Origin of the sequence: Streptomyces sp. AM8-1-1 (genome assembly GCF_032229325.1) — a bacterium.
Classification (GTDB): Bacteria; Actinomycetota; Actinomycetes; order Streptomycetales; family Streptomycetaceae; genus Streptomyces; species Streptomyces achmelvichensis.
In genome coordinates this window covers 1,277,793-1,290,893 of record NZ_CP135086.1, presented here as the reverse complement: position 1 = coordinate 1,290,893, position 13,101 = coordinate 1,277,793, and the positions used below count along the sequence as shown (strand labels likewise).

General features: G+C 70.1%; 16 protein-coding genes. 9 read left to right on the top strand and 7 right to left on the bottom strand.

The window, feature by feature from the left end; all coding sequences use genetic code 11:
- Nucleotides 1–5: 5 nt before the first annotated feature.
- The gene (locus RPQ07_RS05800) at nt 6–596 is read left to right on the top strand and encodes a GAF domain-containing protein (protein WP_313942944.1); all 591 of its coding nucleotides are present in this window, start codon (nt 6–8) and stop codon (nt 594–596) included.
- Nucleotides 597–723: 127 nt separating this feature from the next.
- On the opposite strand, the gene RPQ07_RS05795 is transcribed toward RPQ07_RS05800, so the two are convergent.
- Entirely contained in the window at nt 724–1,956 is a 1,233-nt protein-coding gene (locus tag RPQ07_RS05795; protein WP_313942943.1) for an acyl-CoA dehydrogenase family protein, read from the bottom strand.
- A 553-nt stretch (nt 1,957–2,509) separates the two neighbouring features.
- Between RPQ07_RS05795 and RPQ07_RS05790 the strand changes: the two genes are divergently transcribed.
- Nucleotides 2,510–3,034, top strand: a complete 525-nt coding sequence (locus RPQ07_RS05790) for a hypothetical protein (RefSeq protein ID WP_313942942.1) — start codon at nt 2,510–2,512, stop codon at nt 3,032–3,034.
- Nucleotides 3,035–3,057: 23 nt separating this feature from the next.
- Here the strand turns inward: RPQ07_RS05790 and RPQ07_RS05785 are convergent, their stop codons facing one another.
- Both RPQ07_RS05785 and RPQ07_RS05780 read right to left on the bottom strand, forming a co-directional pair.
- The gene (locus RPQ07_RS05785; RefSeq protein ID WP_313942941.1) at nt 3,058–3,495 is read right to left on the bottom strand and encodes a hypothetical protein; all 438 of its coding nucleotides are present in this window, start codon (nt 3,493–3,495) and stop codon (nt 3,058–3,060) included.
- The gene (locus tag RPQ07_RS05780; protein ID WP_313942940.1) at nt 3,476–3,937 is read right to left on the bottom strand and encodes a hypothetical protein; all 462 of its coding nucleotides are present in this window, start codon (nt 3,935–3,937) and stop codon (nt 3,476–3,478) included. The genes RPQ07_RS05785 and RPQ07_RS05780 overlap by 20 nt, the downstream gene beginning before the upstream one ends.
- A 214-nt stretch (nt 3,938–4,151) precedes the next feature.
- On the opposite strand from RPQ07_RS05780, the gene RPQ07_RS05775 reads away from it, so the two are divergent.
- Nucleotides 4,152–4,580, top strand: coding sequence for an ester cyclase (locus tag RPQ07_RS05775; RefSeq protein ID WP_313942939.1), 429 nt, complete (start codon nt 4,152–4,154; stop codon nt 4,578–4,580).
- Between the two features lie 136 nt (nt 4,581–4,716).
- Here the strand turns inward: RPQ07_RS05775 and RPQ07_RS05770 are convergent, their stop codons facing one another.
- Complete coding sequence (locus RPQ07_RS05770) at nt 4,717–5,544, bottom strand: endonuclease I family protein (RefSeq protein WP_313942938.1); 828 nt, start codon at nt 5,542–5,544, stop codon at nt 4,717–4,719.
- 257 nt (nt 5,545–5,801) lie between these two features.
- On the opposite strand from RPQ07_RS05770, the gene RPQ07_RS05765 reads away from it, so the two are divergent.
- From RPQ07_RS05765 to RPQ07_RS05755, 3 genes are all read left to right on the top strand, one after another.
- Nucleotides 5,802–6,173, top strand: a complete 372-nt coding sequence (locus RPQ07_RS05765; RefSeq protein WP_313942937.1) for a PadR family transcriptional regulator — start codon at nt 5,802–5,804, stop codon at nt 6,171–6,173.
- Nucleotides 6,170–6,760, top strand: coding sequence for a hypothetical protein (locus RPQ07_RS05760; protein ID WP_313942936.1), 591 nt, complete (start codon nt 6,170–6,172; stop codon nt 6,758–6,760). The genes RPQ07_RS05765 and RPQ07_RS05760 overlap by 4 nt, the downstream gene beginning before the upstream one ends.
- Nucleotides 6,761–6,847: 87 nt before the next feature.
- Nucleotides 6,848–7,279: a DUF3592 domain-containing protein gene (locus RPQ07_RS05755; protein ID WP_313942935.1), complete on the top strand. Its 432-nt coding sequence runs from the start codon at nt 6,848–6,850 to the stop codon at nt 7,277–7,279.
- Nucleotides 7,280–7,381: 102 nt separating this feature from the next.
- Here the strand turns inward: RPQ07_RS05755 and RPQ07_RS05750 are convergent, their stop codons facing one another.
- Complete coding sequence (locus tag RPQ07_RS05750; RefSeq protein ID WP_313942934.1) at nt 7,382–9,025, bottom strand: ABC-F family ATP-binding cassette domain-containing protein; 1,644 nt, start codon at nt 9,023–9,025, stop codon at nt 7,382–7,384.
- Between the two features lie 324 nt (nt 9,026–9,349).
- On the opposite strand from RPQ07_RS05750, the gene RPQ07_RS05745 reads away from it, so the two are divergent.
- Nucleotides 9,350–10,015 (top strand): GOLPH3/VPS74 family protein, encoded by a 666-nt coding sequence (locus RPQ07_RS05745; RefSeq protein WP_313942933.1) that lies wholly within the window; start codon nt 9,350–9,352, stop codon nt 10,013–10,015.
- Nucleotides 10,016–10,096: 81 nt separating this feature from the next.
- Nucleotides 10,097–10,912, top strand: a complete 816-nt coding sequence (locus tag RPQ07_RS05740) for an isocitrate lyase/phosphoenolpyruvate mutase family protein (RefSeq protein WP_313942932.1) — start codon at nt 10,097–10,099, stop codon at nt 10,910–10,912.
- Between the two features lie 22 nt (nt 10,913–10,934).
- Here the strand turns inward: RPQ07_RS05740 and RPQ07_RS05735 are convergent, their stop codons facing one another.
- A complete protein-coding gene (locus RPQ07_RS05735) occupies nt 10,935–11,351 on the bottom strand; it encodes an SsgA family sporulation/cell division regulator (protein ID WP_313942931.1) in 417 nt (138 codons plus the stop codon).
- A 164-nt stretch (nt 11,352–11,515) separates the two neighbouring features.
- Here RPQ07_RS05735 and RPQ07_RS05730 point away from each other — a divergent pair, with 164 nt between their 5' ends.
- A complete protein-coding gene (locus tag RPQ07_RS05730) occupies nt 11,516–12,649 on the top strand; it encodes an oxidoreductase (RefSeq protein WP_313942930.1) in 1,134 nt (377 codons plus the stop codon).
- 152 nt (nt 12,650–12,801) lie between these two features.
- Here RPQ07_RS05730 and RPQ07_RS05725 read toward each other — a convergent pair whose 3' ends face one another.
- Nucleotides 12,802–13,095: a YciI family protein gene (locus RPQ07_RS05725; protein ID WP_313942929.1), complete on the bottom strand. Its 294-nt coding sequence runs from the start codon at nt 13,093–13,095 to the stop codon at nt 12,802–12,804.
- Nucleotides 13,096–13,101: the final 6 nt, after the last annotated feature.

The window sequence follows — 13,101 nt, the reverse complement described above, 5'->3', positions numbered from 1 at the left end:
CCTGCATGTCCGCGCCTGTTCCCTACACGCAATACGACCCGACCGGCCAGATGCTGGTGACTCCCGAGGACCGGGACGCACCGGCCCGCGTGGCCCGGCTGCGTGAGCTCGGCATCGGAAGCGCCCCCGTGCCGGAGTTCGACGCGTTCGCCCGCAATCTGGCGCGCACGCTCGAAGCGCCGTACGCCATGGTCAACTTCATCGATGAGAACCGGCAGTACTTCGCCGGGCTCTACACTCCCGCGGACAGTCAGCCGGGAGTGGAGCTGGAGCCCCAACAGGCCTCCACCAGCCGGGTCATGGCCCGCGATCACGGCTGGTGCCCGCACGTCGTCGTACGGCGCAAGGCGCTGGTGCTGGAGGACGTCTGCGACTATCCGCGGTTCGCGGGCAACCCCGTGGTGGACGAGATCGGCATCCGCTCGTATCTGGGCGCGCCGCTGATCGACTGGAACACGGGGATGGCCCTGGGCACGATCTGCGTGATCGACACGGACACCCGGCCCTGGGGACGGCAGGGCCTGGAGACCATCAAGTCGATGGCGCAGCAGATGGTGGAGAGGCTGCACCAGATCGAGGAGCGGGGTCAGGCCTGAGCGCCTCCGGGTGGCCGCCGCTCACTGCACGCGGCCCCTCGACCCCTGACGGGAGCCTCGGACACGACGCTGTGTCCGTGGCTCTTCGTTCTTTCTCTCCCCGGGGCTTCTCACACCCCGGGTTCTCTCACACGCCGGCCGGCTCCAGCAGGTCCTCTTCCAGGTGATCCGTCGGACCGGTCCGCACCAGGTCGGCCAGACGCTCGGACCACTGGCCCTTGGCCGTACCGAGCGCGACCTCGCCCAGCCGCAGAAGCTGGATGTCGGAGGTGCCGGCGGGCGCGTAGATGTGGTGGGCGTCGCGCAGATAGCGCTCCACCGGGCGGTCGGTGAACAGGCCGCTCGCCGCATGGATCTCCATGGCGTCGCCGGCCGAATCGATGGCGGACTCGACATTGAGGTACTTGGCGTTCATCAACTCCGCGTCGCAGGGCTGCCCTTGGTCCATGAGGTGAACAGCGTGATAAGCGGCGAGCCGGGCGGTCATCAGCCGGTGCTTCATACGGCCCAGCTTGATCTTGATGTTGTTGAGCTCGCCGAGCGCCGCGCCATACCGTTCGCGTTCGATGCACAGCGCCGTTGTCTCCTCCATCACGGCCTGGTGGATGCCGAGGGAGACCGCGGTCAGGTTGGGCCGCCCGTAGAGGACGCTGGAGGAGTACGCGACGGCCAGGCCCTGTCCTTCCCTGCCGAGCAGGTTCGCGGCCGGTACCCGGCAGTCCTCGAAGATCATTTTTCCGAAACTGAATCCGTGCAGCCCCATGGCGGGCTGTTGTTCGGCGAGCGAGAACCCGGGGCGGTCGGCCTCGACGAGGAAGGCCGAGAGGCCCTTGGAGCCCTCACCGGTGCGGACGATCACGCCGTGCACGTCGCCGACGTGACTGTTCCCGACGAAGACCTTGTGGCCGTTGAGGATGTAGTCGTCACCGTCGCGTACGGCGGTACTGGTCATGCCGAGGACATGGCCGCCCGACTCCTCCTCGGTGGTCGCGATGGTGGGCAGGCAGTCGCCGGCCGCGATACGCGGCAGCCAGGCCGTTTTCTGGACATCGTTGCCATAGTGGATGATCTTGGCCGTACCCAGCTGGGATGCCTGCACCATGGCACCCATCGCCCCGCTGACGCGGGCCAGTTCCTCGATGATGATCGTCTTGGCGAGATGGCCCGCCCCCATACCGCCGTAGGCCCGGTCGATGGTGACACCGATCCAGCCCTGCTGGGCGATCAGCCGGGACACGTCGTGGGCGACGCCCCGGGAGGCTTCCATCTCGGGTATGCGGGGACGCACCTCGCGCTCGGCGAACTCACGCACACGCTGCCGTAGATCCTCGTGCCGTTGCTTGGTGAAGTACCGTTCCACGACCCCTCCTCCGCACTGCCTCCGCGTCCGTTCGGATACGGAGGGACGTCCTTCGGGCAGTGGTTCTCCGCCTCCAGGCAGACCGTCTGTTGGATTGTCGTCTTGTCGATCCATCTCGGCCAAGATCGTCAGCACTCTTTGACTGAAACCCTCCGTCTTGTAAATCGATCGCAACTGTGCGATGGGCGGGGTCACTTGGTCGCATCCGGTCACTTGTGAAACACGGGCGCCACGGGCCGTACCACACGCCACTGACAATGCCACAGGGCTGCCCACCAGGAACGCGCCTCCCCGGCGGACTCACCGCAGCGGCGCCTGCGCGAGGTGCGCGGTCGACCGCCGGTGAGCGAGGTTCGCGGCCCTGTCAGCGGAGTTCAGCCAGAATCAGCGGGGCACGGATATGCCGGGGCGCCCATGGGCATGCATCCACGATTGACCTGTCCGGCAGCGCACGACTGTCCCTCGCGGTGCCGGGCGGCGGATGGGCTCCGCAGAGGATCTGGCTGTGGGTTGCCCCTCCCGCCTCTGTCGCGCGGACGTCACAATGACGGACGTGCCCGACAACACGCTCTGGGTTGCTGCGCTGACCGCCGGAACGGCCGTCCTGGCGAGCTGGGTCACCAGCCGCGGAAACGCCAATGCCGCTCGCCTTCAGGCCGAAGCCGCCTCCGAATCACAGCGGACCGCCCGGCAGCGGGAAGCCCGGCGCGAGGCGTACGCGGCGGTCATCGACAAAGCCGTCGCCATCGGCGAGCTGTACTGGAAGATCCCCGAGGCGACGCGCATCACCGAGCCCGAAGCCCGGCGCGCCGAGATCCTGCGCCTGCGCGAACAGATACGGGACGTCTACGCCGCGCTCCTGCGATGCGTCCAAGTCGTCACGCTGGAAGGGCCGGACGACGTGGCGGAGGCAGCCGCTGCCCTCGACGAGGCGACCCCTTCCACCGCCCGCCTCATGCGAGCCATGGCCGAGGGCGACCCGGCAGCCGAACGACAGCTCACCGAAGAGACTCGTGCCTACTGGCCTGCACTGACCGAGTTCATCGCGCGGGCGAGCAAGGCCGTGCGCACCATGTGACGCCCCGCAGCCGTCCGGCGGACCTACCGCCCGTACAGGAAGAACTTCGCCGGGACGAAGACCTCATGGCCGGTCGGGAAGCGGACACGTACGCCTGCTGTCGTCCACGTGGTGGATTCGATCCCGTCCGCGCCCAGATCCGTGTCGACACCTACCCAGTGCCCGTAGGACAGTCCGGGGTCCCGTCCGATGACCAGCCTGTAGGAGTGCCGGCCCGACAGGGTGTGCTCGTGCACCAGGCCCAGGTGGTGCTCCGAGTCGTCCTCGTAGGTCACCGACGAGGGGGCGCTGCTGCGGTACGTGACATCGGACCGTGGCCACCACAGGACGGTGAAGAACACGGCGGTCAGGGCAACGCCCGCGGCGCCGGCGAGCAGCGCCTGTGCGACTTTGCCCCACCGCCGTCGTGGCGGCGCGGGCCGGCCGGGCAGGGCGGTCGGGTCAGCAGCTGGGCTGGGCACGGTGCGAGGTGAAGTGGGCGCCTGCGGCGGGCAGGTACAGGAGCGCAGCGGCGGCGATCGCCAGGACCTCGTGGGTGCGCTCCGCGGCGAGGGACACGTCGAAGCCGCTCATGGTCAGGTTGTTCACGAGCCAGAGGGCGCACAGAGCGCCGGCGGCGGTGAGAACGACGCGTGCCCAGCGGTGCCCCGCTCGCATCTTGTACGCGCAGAGCAGCCACAGGCCGTTCAGCGCGACCAGCACGCCTGCGGACACGGCGAGTTGCCCGAATGCCTCGGACGGCCCCCTGTCCGCGCGGAGGTCGCCCCAGCCCGTCGGAGCGATGACGAACGAGCCCAGCACCCACCCGACGAGTTCGACGGCCGTCCCGGCCATCGACAGCGCGAAGGCCAGGCGCACCGGCTTCGGTGCCCCGTCGGCCCGGTCGAGCCCCGTGGTGACCATCCGTACTCCTTGTGCCGCTCGGTAGGCGTCGCTTCCCCAGTGACGCCTCGTGCCCGGCTAGACCGCGAATCGGCCCGACGGGTTCCATCGATGAGGGGCTGCGGGGGAGTCCGTGGCCGTTCTTGACCATGACGCGGCGGCAGGGTTTCTACTGAAAGCCATGCGGATCGGAGCGATCACCGCATGGCGGGCGAACCCCTGGAGAGGACCCACGATGGACACCGGTACGGAGAAGAACCTGGCCCTGCTGCGCACGGCCTATACGACGCTGGAGAGCGGAGATCTCGACGCGTGCGTGGAGCTGCTGGCGGAGAACTTCATCGCCAACCTCCCCGGGCTGCCCGACCCGTTGCACGGCCGGGAGATCTGGCGGCTGGGCACCGAGGCCATGGTGGAGGGATTTCCCGACCTGACGATCGATGTCGAGGACATGTTCGGCGCGGGCGACAAGGTGGCCGTGCGGGTCCACTTCCGTGGAACGCACCGGGGCACGTTCCAAGGGGTAGAGGCGACGGGGAGGCCGGTCAGCTTCCGGAGCATCGAGATCTACCGCGTCGAGGGCGGCAGGATCGCGGAGGAGTGGGTCTCGCCGGACATGATCGGCCTCATGCAGCAGATCTCGCCCGTGCCGGCCGGCCACTGACCCCCGTGTGCACACCCGACGGGGGCGTGCGGCGACGGTCTGCCCATCGCCGCACGCCGGGTGCCGACCGCTCACCGGACCGACAGCGGAGCCGGTCGGCGAGGCGACAGCCCCGCACCGTCGGTGGAGCAGGCGGCTACGTCCAGATCGCGTTGACCCACTCCGGGTGGTCGATGAAGGGGTTGCGGTTGCGCTGGATGCCGAAGATGGCCTCATTGCGCTTCTGCTCGAACGCGTCCGGCGGGTCCTCGGTGTTCCACTGCTTGAGCACGGACAGCCGGCCGATCGCCGGTGCGGAGCCGTTGTTCACCTTGTCGTTCGGCTCCAGGTCCGGAGCGCCGTCCTCGCCGTCGTAGCGGACGGCCATGTAGAGGATCATGCGGGCGACATCGCCCTTGACCTGGTCGCGGGGCTCGAACGAGTCGCCGTCGGCGAAGTTCCCGGGCGCCTCGGCGACCTCGTCGCCGCCGTTGTCGAAGTCCAGGTTCCCGCGCGTGCTGTTCACGGACACGTCCGCGGGCCGCAGATGGTGGATGTCGGTGCCCGGACCGGTGGCGGTACCGAAGTCGCCGTGGGACTTCGCCCATACGTGCTCGCGGTTCCAGTCGTCGGGCCCGCTCCCGTTGGTGGTCTTGGCCTGGGAGCGGCCGGTGTAGAGGAGGATGACGTTCGCCGCGTTGGCGGGGTCCTCGTCGGTCTTCTTGAGCGCTTCCCACACGTCGTCGTAGGAGAGCTTCGTCTGCTCGCTGATGATCGTGTGCAGAGCCGCTTTCAGCTCCGGGCCGCTCTTGCCGAGGGCACCCTCGTAGTAGGTGTCGTCGAGGGCCCCGACGGTCGTGCGCTCGTCGGGGGAGGTGCCGGGCTGACCGGCGAAGGCGACGGTGGGGACTGCGACGGCCGCTGCCGCCACGGCTATGACGGCGTGGCGCCACGGGCGCCGGCGGGACAGTCGGTGAGTGGACATGTGTGGGGGGAGTCCTCTCCGGTTCGGTCACCCCGCTCTGCGGGCCAACGCGGCACGTGCGGCGGGGTGATGGGCTGTTGGCCCTCGGAGACTGGCACGGAGTGCCCGCCGGGAAGTGGACACGATGCGCGTATCTCGTACCGAGACGGTGAACGGCGCGCAGCTCGTGACGACCGGGCTCGCCACGCTTCCCGCGTGCGGCCCGGGACGACCAACTACCTTGCGGCGCATGGCAATGACCCACTACCGTGCACCACATGACAAAGGAGCTGCCCGCCGTCGACCAACGGCGCAGCCAGTTGTTGCGGGGCGTGCTCGACCTGTGCCTGCTCGCGAAAATCGCCGAACGGCCGCGTTACGGCTATGAGTTCGTGGAGGCTCTGGCCGCCGACGGGCTGGAGCTCATCAGCGAGGGGAGCATCTATCCGTTGCTGGCCCGGATGGAGCGGGCGGGGCTCGTCGACACGTTCCGGGCGCCGTCGGCCACCGGCGGTGCGCCGCGCAAGTACTACCGACTCACCAGCGCCGGAGAGGCTGAACTCGCCGGCGGCCGTGCCGCCTGGACGCACTTCACCGAAGCGGTCGGCCGGACGCTGGACCACGACACCACGGGGAGAACCACCACATGACGACGCGCGAGCAGGTGCTGGCGGTCTGCAGGGCCAACTGGGAGTACCGCGGCCTCGACGAAAACTCCGTACGGGAGATGCTCGACGAGCTCGACGACCACCTTCGGGACGCCGCTGCCGACGGGCGTGGCGCCGAGGCGGTGGTCGGCAAGGACATGAAGGCCTTCGCCGCGTCCTGGGCCCGCGCGAGGGCACCGCTGCCGGTCCGGCTGCTGCGTATGACCGCCATGACCGCTTTCGTCACCGGCTGGATGCTCCTCTTCGGGCACCTCGTCCGCTGGACTGCGGAACTCCCCGTCTCCACAAGCCGTATCGCCTTCTTCGCGGTCCTCGCCACGGTCAGCGTCACCTGGGACATGAGACGAGGCGGCTCCGCGCTCGGCAGGGGGTGGCTGGTCGCCAATACGGCCGCGGTGGCCGCAGCGATATCGATCGTGTGGCTGGCCGGTGATCGGACACTCTTCCACCTGCCGCTGTGGTGCTCGCTCCTGCTGCTTGCCCCCGGCCTGCCGTACGCCCTGGCCGACGCCCGCGCGAAGCGCAGGGCCGGCAGGACCCGGGACGCAACGGCCCCTGCTGCCAGGTGAATCGGACGAGGACTGAGGACGAGAGCGCGGGTGGGGCGGGCCACAGCAGCCCCACCGTGACACCCCCACGGACACGGTGCACACCACATGGAACCTGCATGGCTCATCCCGCTCATCCCACTGACGATCGGCGCGGGCTTCCTGAGCTTCGGCGTCTACGGACTCCGTCGCGCCCGGGTGCTGCGTAGCGCGGGTGTCACCGTCGAGGGGCGGATCGTCCGTCACGATGTCCGGCGGAACGACGAAGGCGTCACGTTCTACCACCCGGTCGCGGTCTGGACGACCCGGGACGGGGTGACGTGCGAGTACTCGTCCAGGCTCGGACGCGGTTCGGTCCGGCACGGGAGCGGCTTCCGCGCAGGAACCCTCGTGTCGGTCCGGTACGACCCGGCGGATCCCCGGCGGTTCGCCATCGAGGGCTGGGACTCCACCGTCATCGACCTGGTGTTCACCGTCGTGGGGTCGGTGCTCACAGCGGGCACCCTGGTCGTGCTGCTCGTCCTCCTGCTCATTCTCTGAGGCCCGGACGACGCCCGGATGCGGGGTGCGGGCGGCGACGACCCGTGTGCCGGACAACGTCGGTCCGGCCCACGGGTCGTCGCCGCGAAGGCGTCCGGCACGTCACGCCGTCGGGAACGCTCCCTCCCGTACGTCGTCCGGCCCGATGTCCCGCAGTTCGCCCTCCAGCAGCAGCCAGCGCGTGATGCCGATCGACTCCAGGAACGTCACATCGTGGCTCGCCACGATCAGTGCTCCCTCGTACGCCTCCAGCGCCGCCGTCAGTTTGCGCACGCTCGCCATGTCCAGATTGTTCGTCGGCTCGTCGAGCATGAGCAGCTGGGGTGCGGGCTCCGCCAGCAGCAGGGCGGCGAGCGCGGCCCGGAACCGTTCTCCGCCCGAGAGCGTGCCGGCCGGCTGGTCGGCTCGTGCGCCCTTGAACAGGAAGCGCGCCAGCCGTGCCCGGATGCGGTTGTCGGTCGCCTCCGGGGCGAACCGGGCCACGTTCTCGACCACGCTGAGCGCGTCGTCGAGTACGTCGAGCCGCTGCGGCAGAAAGCGCAGCGGCACCGCGGTCACCGCCTCGCCCGCGACCGGTTCCAGTTCACCGGTGATCGTGCGCAGCAGCGTCGTCTTGCCCGCGCCGTTGCGGCCGATCAGGGCGATCCGTTCCGGGCCGCGTACCTCGAACTCTCCCTTCACCTCGGCTCCGTAGCGCAGCCGCAACTCGCTCAGCCGCAGGACCTCACGGCCCGGGTGGACCTTGGTGGACGGCAGCTCGATACGGATCTCGTCGTCGTCCCGGACCGCGAGCGCGGCCTCGTCGAGACGCTCCTTCGCCTCGGCGAGCTTCTCCGTGTGCATGATCCGGTGCTTGCCCGCCGAGACCTGGGCCTGACGTTTGCGCGCCCCCATGACGATCTTGGGTTCGCGCTTGTTGTCCCACATCTTCTGGCCGTAGCGCTTGCGGCGGGCCAGTTTGACCTGGGCATCGGACAGTTCACGCTTCTGGCGCTGCACATCCGCCTCGGCGACGCGCACCATCCGCTCGGCGGCCTCCTGTTCCACGGCGAGCGCCTCCTCGTAGGCCGAGAAGTTGCCTCCGTACCAGACGACCTCCCCGTCGCGCAGGTCGGCGATCTGGTCGACGAGCTCCAGCAGTTCGCGGTCGTGGCTCACCACGACCATCACCCCGGACCACCCGGCGACCGCCTCGTACAGCCGGCGGCGCGCGTACAGATCGAGGTTGTTCGTCGGCTCGTCCAGCAGCAGGATGTCCGGCCCGGCCAGCAGCAGCGCGGCGAGCCGCAGCAGCACGGCCTCGCCGCCGGAGACCTCGCCGATCGTGCGGTCGAGCCCCACCTGGCCGAGGCCCAGCTGATCGAGGGTCGCGCGGGCACGTTCCTCGACGTCCCAGTCGTCGCCGACCGTCTCGAAGTGGTGCTCACTCGGGTCGCCGGCCTCGATGGCGTGCAGCGCGGCGCGGGTCCCGGCGATGCCGAGCACCTCGTCCACGCGCAGGTTCGTGCCGAGCGCGACGTTCTGCGGCAGATAGCCGACCTCGCCCACGGTGCGGACCGTGCCGTCCGTGGGAGTCAGCTCCCCGGCGATGAGTTTCAGCAGCGTCGACTTCCCTGATCCGTTGACGCCGATGAGACCGGTACGGCCGGGGCCCACGGCGAGCTGGAAGTCGTCGAGGACACCGGTGCCGTCGGGCCAGGCGAAGCCGAGAGCGGTGCAGGTGATGTGGGTGGAAGCGGTAGACATGAGGGCGTCTCCCTGTTGCGTGGAAGGGTTCGGGGCAACGGGTGGGGACACCGAGATGTGGGCGACGGCCGCCGACGGGGCACAAGAGGTGATGGATAAGTCCCGGCCGGGGGAGAAACGGCTCGTATGCCGAGGTCGCACGCACTGCGCACGCCGCACTGACTGCGGCTGTGACGCACGGTGTCTCAGGACCTCAGACGAGCAACGTCCTTCTCCGATCGACGACAACAGAACCGTTGTACACCGTAAGAGCGCACCCAGGGCCTGTCAACGGAATTACGTGACCAGGGCCTGCCCGCGCGACGCACCAGGAGGCACCAGCCCATGCCCGACGCATCGCTCTCGCTCGCCGCCCGGCTCGCTCTCCTCGCATGGGACACCGAACGGATGAAGCTCACCGGCGTCTCCCAGCTCGCCCACCTCGTCCGGGCCGGCGCACTCACGGAACTCGCCCAGCGGAGCATGCTCGCCGACGACGGCGGGATCGCCCGGCCCGTCTCCGACGACCGCACCGGTGATCCGGCACTGGACGACCTCCTGGAACTGATCGAGGAGTCCCGGCCCCGCACGTGGAAGAGCTGGGTGACCAGCCATTCCAAGTACACCCTCGACGCCGTCCAGACCCAGCTCGCCGGCACCGGTCATCTGCGGAAGGAGCACAGGCGGGGGCTCTTCTCCAGAACGCAGTACCGCCTGGAGCGTCCCGACGTCGTGAAGGCGTTGCGCGCGGACGCGCGGGACGTCCTGACCGGTCCGGCCCCGGCGGACCAGGTCTCCGACCGGGACGCGGCACTGGTCGCGCTGGCCGCCGCGGCCGAACTGCGGACCCTCGCGACCGGCAGCGAACGCCGTCGGTACAAGGAACGCATCGAAGCCCTCACCGTGCGCAGCGGCACGGCGGCGCCTGCCCTGAAGAAGGTGATCGACGAGGTACGGACCGCGGTCGTCGTGGTCGCGGCGACGACGGCGGCCACCGCGGGCAGCGGCTGAATACCGGACACGGCCCCCCGCGGGACATTGATGTCGGAAAGCTGCCAGCCGGACACCGGGGCCGGGTGATTGGCTCCACGCATGACGACCTCGATCGAACGCGCCCGCCGCTTCCGCTCGCTGCACACCGCCGACCGTCCCCTCGTGCTGCCCAACGCCTGGGACACCGCGAGCGCCCGCATCATCGCCCAGGCCGGTGCCGAGGCGATCGCCACCACGAGCGCCGGCGTCGCGTGGGCCCTGGGTGCCGCGGACGGCGACCGGCTGGACCGCGCTGCCGCGCTGGAGCACCTCGGCCGTATCGTCGCGGCCGTCGACGTGCCGGTGACCGCGGACATCGAGGGCGGTTACGCGCAGACCGCGGACGGGGTCGCCGAGACCGTCCGCGCGGTGCTCGCCGCGGGCGCCGTCGGCATCAACATCGAGGACGGTCCGCGCCCCCACGAGGAGCATCTGCGCCGGATCGGGGCGGCGCGGGCCGCGGCGGACGCGGCAGGCGTCCCGCTGTTCGTCAACGCCCGCACGGACGTGTTCCTGGCGGGCATCGGCCCCGATGCACGGCGGCTGGAGGAGACGCTGAAGCGTGCCGCCGCCTGCGTCGCCGCCGGCGCGGACGGGATCTTCGTGCCGGGGGTCACCGACGCGGACACCGTGGCGGCCCTGGTGCGGGGGATCGACGCCCCGCTGAACGTGATGACGGGTCCGGGAGCGCCGAGCACCGCGGAGTTCGCGCGGCTCGGGGCAGCGCGGATCAGTGCGGGCTCCTCGATCGCCCAGGCGGCCCACGCGCTCGTCCGCGACGCCGCCCGTGAACTGCTCACCGACGGCACGTGCACGACTCTGGCGAACGGCTACGACTACGGCGAGCTCAACGCGCTGCTCGGTGCGCGGCGCTAGTTCGTGTCCGCGTCCGCGGGACTCAGCTCGCGTCGCGCAGCAGCTCGACCAGGTTGTGGTCGAGGTCCAGATAGAGGTGCTCGCGCCCGGCGGGCACCACCGCCTGGACACGCCCCAGGAACCGGCGCAGCTCGCTGGTGCGGATGTGCACCATCGCCACACCCTCGGGGGCGTGGAACTCCACGACGGTGCGGTCGTAGCCGTACGGCCGCACCCGGACGTCCCCGAGCCCCGCCGGGGCGTCGACGCCCGCGGCGAGCAGCTCGCGGGAGAACGCCCAGGACACGTCGGTGCCTTCCAGGGTCGCCGTGGCGGGGAAGGCGATCCGTACGGCGTAAGGGTCACGGCGGTCGTAGAGCAGCGTCGCCGGGACGGATTCCATCCGGGGCGCCGAGGCGACCATACGTGCCTGCACGGCGTGTTCGATCACGGTGGACAAGACCTTCTCCTCGGTGCACGGCTCGCCGGCGTCTGCCTGACACCGGAGGAGACGGCAGAACGAGCCATTGCGTGCATCGGAACCATGCGTGACGTGTGTCACCGCCCGCGCGCGTCAGACGGCACCCTGGACGGGGTGCGGCGGGTGGGCTAGCTTCCAGCGCCATGACGTCCATGGGGAAGACGAGACGAATGGTGTCGGTGGGGCTGTGCGCGGCGGCGGTTGCCGCAGCTCTGACGGTCCCGGCACAGGCGGCCCAGCACACCGGCGGCGCGGTGTCGCCGCAGTGGAACCTCAAGCAGACCGGTACGGATGTACGGTTCCGCGGACTCGCGGCCGTCAGCCGCGACACCGCCTGGGTGGCGGGCTCCAAGGGCACCGTGCTGCGCACCGCGGACGGCGGACGCAGCTGGCGCAACATCTCGCCCCCGGGAGCGGGGGAGCTGGAGTTCCGCGACATCGAGGCGTTCGACAGCCGTCGCGCCGTGGTGCTGGCGATCGGCGAGGGCGAGGCTTCCCGTGTCTTCCGCACCACGGACGGGGGAGCGACCTGGACGGAGTCCTTCCGCAACCCGGATCCGAAGGCCTTCTACGACTGCGTCACCTTCTTCGACAGCAAGCACGGCCTCGCCATGAGCGATCCGGTCGACGGCAAGTACCGCATCCTGTCGACGGCCGACGGCGGCGCCTCTTGGAAGGTGCTGCCCAGCGCCGGGATGCCGGCCGCGCTGCCCGGCGAAGCGGGCTTCGCGGCGAGCGGCCAGTGCCTCGTCAGCTCGGGTCCGAAGGATGTCTGGCTCGCGACCGGCGGCGGCGCCACGGCCCGTGTGCTGCACTCCTCCGATCGCGGCCTGAACTGGACCGTCGCCGAGTCCACCATCCCGGCGGGCGATCCGGCGCGTGGGGTCTTCGCCCTCGCCTTCAGTGACCGCCGGCACGGCCTGGCCGTAGGCGGTGACTACCGCCCCGACCAGCAGTCGCCGAAGGCGGCGGCGGTCAGCCGTGACGGCGGCCGCAGTTGGCAGCAGTCCACGACACCGCCGCCCGCCTACCGCTCGGGTGTCACCTGGCTGCCGCACAGCAGCCGCGCGGCCCTGGCCGTCGGCCCGACCGGCACCGACCTGACGGTGGACGGGGGCCGCCGCTGGCGCACCGTCGACACCGGCTCGTACGACACGGTCGACTGCACGAAGGACTTCGGCTGCTGGGCCTCGGGGGAGAAGGGCCGCGTCGCACGGCTGGAGTTCAACTGGACCGAGGCCGGGTCCGTCATCCGCCAGGGCGTGTTCCAGAAGTAGCGCCGTCCACCCGCAGGGCGGGGCAGGCGAGACTGCTGCAACACCCCCAGGGCCCGTTGTACGGATCAGGTTCCAGGTCCCAGCCGTCGTGCAGGCCCCGAAGGTCCTGTCCGGTCGATCGGCGCGAACCCGGCATGATCCGAACGAAAGGCCTACAGCTGCTGCCGGTACGGCGCGAGTCCGGGCGCGGTCTTCGTCGCGATGAACTCGGTGATCCGGTACTCGCACACGCCGCCGACCGTGAAGGGGTCGGCCGCCGCGATCTCCTCGATCCGCGCGCGGTCGTCCCCCACGGCCAGGATCACGCCGCCGTCACGCGGGTTCTTGCGGCCCGAGGCGATGAACACACCCTCCTCGTAGAGCGCGTCCAGCCAGGCCACGTGCGCATCGAGCAGCGCGTCGACGTGCTCGATCGGAGCGGTGTAGGTCAATTCCAGTACGAACATGATCGA

Bases quoted from the DNA above. Each gene is read 5' to 3' on its own strand.
- RPQ07_RS05745 (WP_313942933.1), top strand. From the start codon at position 9,350: ATGCCCGACGCATCGCTCTCGCTCGCCGCCCGGCTCGCTCTCCTCGCA.
- RPQ07_RS05730 (WP_313942930.1), top strand. From the start codon at position 11,516: ATGACGTCCATGGGGAAGACGAGACGAATGGTGTCGGTGGGGCTGTGC.
- RPQ07_RS05775 (WP_313942939.1), top strand. From the start codon at position 4,152: ATGGACACCGGTACGGAGAAGAACCTGGCCCTGCTGCGCACGGCCTAT.
- RPQ07_RS05770 (WP_313942938.1), bottom strand. From the start codon at position 5,544: ATGTCCACTCACCGACTGTCCCGCCGGCGCCCGTGGCGCCACGCCGTC.
- RPQ07_RS05780 (WP_313942940.1), bottom strand. From the start codon at position 3,937: ATGGTCACCACGGGGCTCGACCGGGCCGACGGGGCACCGAAGCCGGTG.
- RPQ07_RS05750 (WP_313942934.1), bottom strand. From the start codon at position 9,025: ATGTCTACCGCTTCCACCCACATCACCTGCACCGCTCTCGGCTTCGCC.
- RPQ07_RS05725 (WP_313942929.1), bottom strand. From the start codon at position 13,095: ATGTTCGTACTGGAATTGACCTACACCGCTCCGATCGAGCACGTCGAC.
- RPQ07_RS05740 (WP_313942932.1), top strand. From the start codon at position 10,097: ATGACGACCTCGATCGAACGCGCCCGCCGCTTCCGCTCGCTGCACACC.
- RPQ07_RS05800 (WP_313942944.1), top strand. From the start codon at position 6: ATGTCCGCGCCTGTTCCCTACACGCAATACGACCCGACCGGCCAGATG.
- RPQ07_RS05765 (WP_313942937.1), top strand. From the start codon at position 5,802: ATGACAAAGGAGCTGCCCGCCGTCGACCAACGGCGCAGCCAGTTGTTG.
- RPQ07_RS05760 (WP_313942936.1), top strand. From the start codon at position 6,170: ATGACGACGCGCGAGCAGGTGCTGGCGGTCTGCAGGGCCAACTGGGAG.
- RPQ07_RS05755 (WP_313942935.1), top strand. From the start codon at position 6,848: ATGGAACCTGCATGGCTCATCCCGCTCATCCCACTGACGATCGGCGCG.